This window comes from Mycobacterium simulans (assembly GCF_900232995.1).
Taxonomy (GTDB): domain Bacteria; phylum Actinomycetota; class Actinomycetes; order Mycobacteriales; family Mycobacteriaceae; genus Mycobacterium; species Mycobacterium simulans.
Genome location: NZ_OCVX01000014.1, coordinates 1 through 4,053, shown reverse-complemented (window position 1 = coordinate 4,053; position 4,053 = coordinate 1). Strand labels below are relative to the sequence as shown.

At 64.5% G+C, this 4,053-nt stretch carries 5 protein-coding genes and 1 pseudogene; 1 reads left to right on the top strand and 5 read right to left on the bottom strand.

Translation table 11 applies throughout. From position 1 onward, the window contains the following. From MSIMFI_RS26385 to MSIMFI_RS26365, 5 genes and pseudogenes are all read right to left on the bottom strand, one after another. Positions 1-300 (bottom strand): annotated as a pseudogene (locus MSIMFI_RS26385) (acetyl-CoA acetyltransferase); the annotation flags it as partial. Between the two features lie 227 nt (positions 301-527). Then, positions 528-1,784 carry a PPE family protein gene (locus tag MSIMFI_RS26380; protein WP_191499886.1) on the bottom strand — a complete coding sequence of 419 codons (1,257 nt, stop codon included), beginning with the start codon at positions 1,782-1,784 and terminating at the stop codon, positions 528-530. A gap of 15 nt (positions 1,785-1,799) precedes the next feature. Then, entirely contained in the window at positions 1,800-2,099 is a 300-nt protein-coding gene (locus MSIMFI_RS26375) for a PE family protein (RefSeq protein ID WP_186244463.1), read from the bottom strand. Between the two features lie 365 nt (positions 2,100-2,464). After that, a complete protein-coding gene (locus MSIMFI_RS26370) occupies positions 2,465-2,713 on the bottom strand; it encodes a hypothetical protein (protein ID WP_191499887.1) in 249 nt (82 codons plus the stop codon). A 207-nt stretch (positions 2,714-2,920) separates the two neighbouring features. Beyond that, positions 2,921-3,145 carry a PE domain-containing protein gene (locus MSIMFI_RS26365; RefSeq protein WP_191499885.1) on the bottom strand — a complete coding sequence of 75 codons (225 nt, stop codon included), beginning with the start codon at positions 3,143-3,145 and terminating at the stop codon, positions 2,921-2,923. Positions 3,146-3,430: 285 nt separating this feature from the next. Here MSIMFI_RS26365 and MSIMFI_RS29880 point away from each other — a divergent pair. After that, positions 3,431-4,053: PE family protein (locus MSIMFI_RS29880; protein WP_191499884.1), on the top strand; the 623-nt coding region annotated here is incomplete at its 3' end.

Genomic DNA, 4,053 nt, shown 5'->3' with positions numbered 1-4,053 from the left:
CAGCGTCGCGACGCTGCCAGAGGCGCATGCGGCTTCGTGCCGTGAGGCCGGGGTATCCCAGAGGGCGCCGCAAACCGTGGCTGGCATCGCTCCCAGATGGCCTTGCTTGGCAAACATCTCACCGAACGCATTCCCGACGTGCACCACTCCGATATCGGCTGCATTCACCTGGGCCGCGACCAGCGTTTCGTCGACGACCTCCGCGGTGAGGTCGGCAAAGTCGCGGCCTTCCCTAGTGAGGTTGCGAGCGAAGTCGCTCTGATAGCCGCCCAGAATCCATACGCCCGTGGTGCCATCCATACGCGGCACGGTACTCCAGCTGGTCCATAAAATGGCGGCCCCGTCGGCTCTCGGGCTGAACCGACGGGGCCTCGGTGGACACGTAGGCCGGCCAACGCGTCCACCTCTTTCCGTGCATTACCACCGGCCGCCGATGACAAACATGTCGATGACGATGCCTTGCATATTCCTCGTCCGTGGTCGGATGAAACGCAGAGTGCTGCGACGCTTTTCGGCGTACCAGCACGTTATCGAGCCGGGCCACCGGCCGGTGGCGGCTTCTGTATGACGACGACCGTGGGCTTGCGGTTGGGCTGACTCTCGTCGTCGGAGGCGGTGTCGCTGGTTGCGCGGGTGCTAGCACCGCCGAGACCGCGCCCGGCCAAACTCGCCAGCGCCATACCGCTCAATAGGCCGGCTGGAGCGCCACTCATATCGGTCGGGATGGCATTGAAGCTGCTGCTCGGCAGCGACTCGACGGCCAGCTTGATCTCCGGTGCGGCCATGGTCCAGCTGTGCGGCACCGACAACGCCCCGACCAACGACGCCTCACCTAAACCGGCGGCCGCGGGAGCGCCGCCCCAGCCGGCGCTCGCCGAGGTCAACGTAACGGGTTCCACATCGGCGATGGTTTCCTGGGTTGGTTCCAGCCCGCCGGCATCTGCGCCGGCAGTTCCTCCGTGGGGTCCGTTGTAGGCGAAGATCCAGGGCCTGGTGGTGTTCACCGCCGAAAGGGCCAGGCTCGCGGTCGCGACGCCGGCGATGAACATAGCCACCACATCCAAGTCCCCTATCGGAGTGGGCACGACGATGGGCGCGGCCGGCTGGACTGCAGCCGCCGACGGAAGCGCAACGGAAGACCCGGGCGACGTGAGTCCTTGCAGTGCTTGGGGGGCAATGGAAAACAGCTGCTGCAGCGCTGCCTGCATTGCCGCGTCTGTGCCGCCGGCGGCGTCCGCCTGGGTCGCCGCACCCGCGGGGGTGGCTGTTTGCGACGGCTGGATAAATGGCGTCAGCGTCGATGCGGCCTCAGATGCCGCTGCGTAGCCGTACATGGCGGCGGCGTCCTGCGCCCACATCTCGGCGTAGTCCGCCTGGATGGCCTCGATCGCCGGGCTGTTCTGGCCCAGGATGTTTGTGGTGACCAGGGACATTAGCTGGCTGCGGTTGGCCGCGATTAGCGGCGGCGGCACAGTCATCGCAAACGCCGTCTCAAACGCCGCCGCCGCAGTCCTGGCCTGCCCGGCCGTCTGTTCTGCCTGTGCTGCAGCGGTGCTTAGCCACAAGGCATAGGGTGCGGCCGCGGCGACCATCGATGCCGACGCCGGACCAAGCCAGGACTCCAGGCTCAGTCCCGCAATCACCGACCCATAGCCAACGGCCGCGGAATTCAGTACGGCAGCCAACCCGTCCCAGGCGGTGGCGGCGGCCAGCATCGAGCCCGACCCCGGGCCGGCATACATTCGGCCCGAGTTAACTTCCGGCGGTAACAGCCCGAAGTCCATTGCCAGACACCTTTCCTAGCCGGCAGCGGTCGCATTGGCGGCCTCGGCGGCCTCATACGAACCGGCACTGGCTGCCAGCGTGGTCACGAACATGTCGTGAATCGCCGCGGCCTGCGCACTTATCGCTTGATACATCTGAGCGTGCGCGATGAAGCGGGCCGCCGTTAGCGCCGAGATCTCGTCGGCAGCAGCGGGAGCCACCCCCGTCGTTGGCGCAAATGCGGCCGCGCTTTGAGCGGAGACCGCTGAACCGATCTCCTGTAAGTTGCCAGCCGCCAGTGCCAAAGTCTCTGGCTGGGTGACCACAAACGACATCCGATCCTCCTGACTCCGCATCGGTATTCCCGCCAAAACACCGAAGTGCCTGTCCTATAAGGGAATTAGACATGCAGATGTCATACGTTCCCGTGCAGGAAGGCGCTCCTTAGCTGCAGGGTACTTCGTCGCTTGCTAAACGGGCCCGGAATTGGCTGCGATCCATAAAAGTGGATTAGAAATTCGCTCCGGTGTCTGCCCGCATTTCGGCGGCCTCCAGTGCCGGCTTCGGGTCAACGATACGAGATGACGGCTTATCGAGGGTCGCAAAGACTCTATTCCCGCAAACCCGACTGAACTCTGGGATCCATTATCGTGCAATCGAATTGAAACACTCGATTCCTGGGCATCCCTGGAATGCCAGATCAGCGGAATCTGGCCTCTCGATCGGTGGCCGCGGTGACCTCGGCCAGCAGGTTAAGCCTGATAGCAAGCCAGATGGAGAAGCTGCCGTGGACCAGGGCTTGGATGAAGGCGCCGCGGGCACGCTCTTCGGCCTCATCGACGCTGCGCTGGCGCAGCATCTCCGAGCCGATGACCGCCGTCGCCTGTTCGCTGACGATGCGATGCCGGGCCGAATCGTTGGCAGTCTGGCGCTGGCAGTGTACGTCCACACGCTGCCGTGCGGCCCGGCCACCGGATCCACGCGGATGTCATGCCTGCGCGACCGTGGGGCCGCCGGCACACCCGTTGCCAGCATGCGGCGCACCGAGTCGGACAACACACTGACCGCGTCGGCGGCAAGTCCGTTGTGGGCGACCACCTTGTCGAGTGAATCCGGCGGGCGGCCTGCGAATCGTCAATCCTTCGGTGTCGATCGACTAATGCACGATTGTCGGAATAGGTGCCGACTTTGTGGCGATGCGCATTGCGCTCAGCAACGACGTCAACGGCTGGATGGCGGATGTTTTGTTCAGCGCCGGCACCGAAGTGGCGTCGGACTCGAACGCGATCATCGCCTGCGCCGAGACCTCGCTGGCCCCGGCGGGTGCTAGCCCGGTCACCGACGTCGATGCTGCGGCGGCCTCTAGCGAGTTGGTACCCATGTTGACGACTTGTTCGCCAATGGCGGCAACGACGGTTGAAATAAGGGTGATTACATTTGTGTGCTCCTCGATCGCGTAGCGCCGAGGTTTCCCGCGCTATGCGAAGAGGTAGAACGCTTATTCGCGAGCGACTTTTTGTTAGCGCCAATTACTCATGCTGATGAGGCCGAACCCATGGAGCTGTGTTTTTTGCGGGTGAGCCGATGCTGAGGGGGCTTAGAATTGATCCATCGTCGTGCGCATCGGGCCGGTCGGTGCGCAAAAATCGGTAGGAGCAGCAGGTAGATGGATTCGATGTCCCACGACCCGGCCGCGGGCGACATTGGTTCGCAATTGGTCGACATTGGGAGCCAGGGTTTAAGTGCGGGTTCGACGGCGGCGATGTCGGTGTTGAGCGGGTTGGTTCCGGCCGGTGCGGAAGAGGTGTCTGCGCAGGCGGTCCTGGCGTTTGCGCAGGAGGCTGCTTCGATGTTGGCGTCGAATACCGCGGCGCAAGAAGAATTGATGCGCACTGGTGCGACGTTGACCGATATCGCGCGGATGTATGGCGATGCCGATGACAATGCCGCGGGTGCGGTGACGCTTAGTGGTGCGGCGATTACCCGGTCTGTGGGGGGCGCGGGATCCGGTGTTGGTGGTGGTGCGGGGGTGTTGGGTGCGGGGTCGTTGGCTGGGCAGGCCGAGGCGGTGGCGCGCACGCCGGTGGTGTCGCAGGTGGTCGAGGCGTCGTCGTCGCCGGTGGCGTCGGCGGCTGCCAATGCCGGTTCGTCGGCGATGAGTGGTGCTGCTCCGTTGGGCAGCGGGATGGGTGCGGGGGCGCCGGCTGGTGGTGCTGGCAAACCGGGGTTGGTCTCGGCTACCGAACCCGCCGACGAGGATGATCGCGAAGACGGTGGCGAGCTACAACC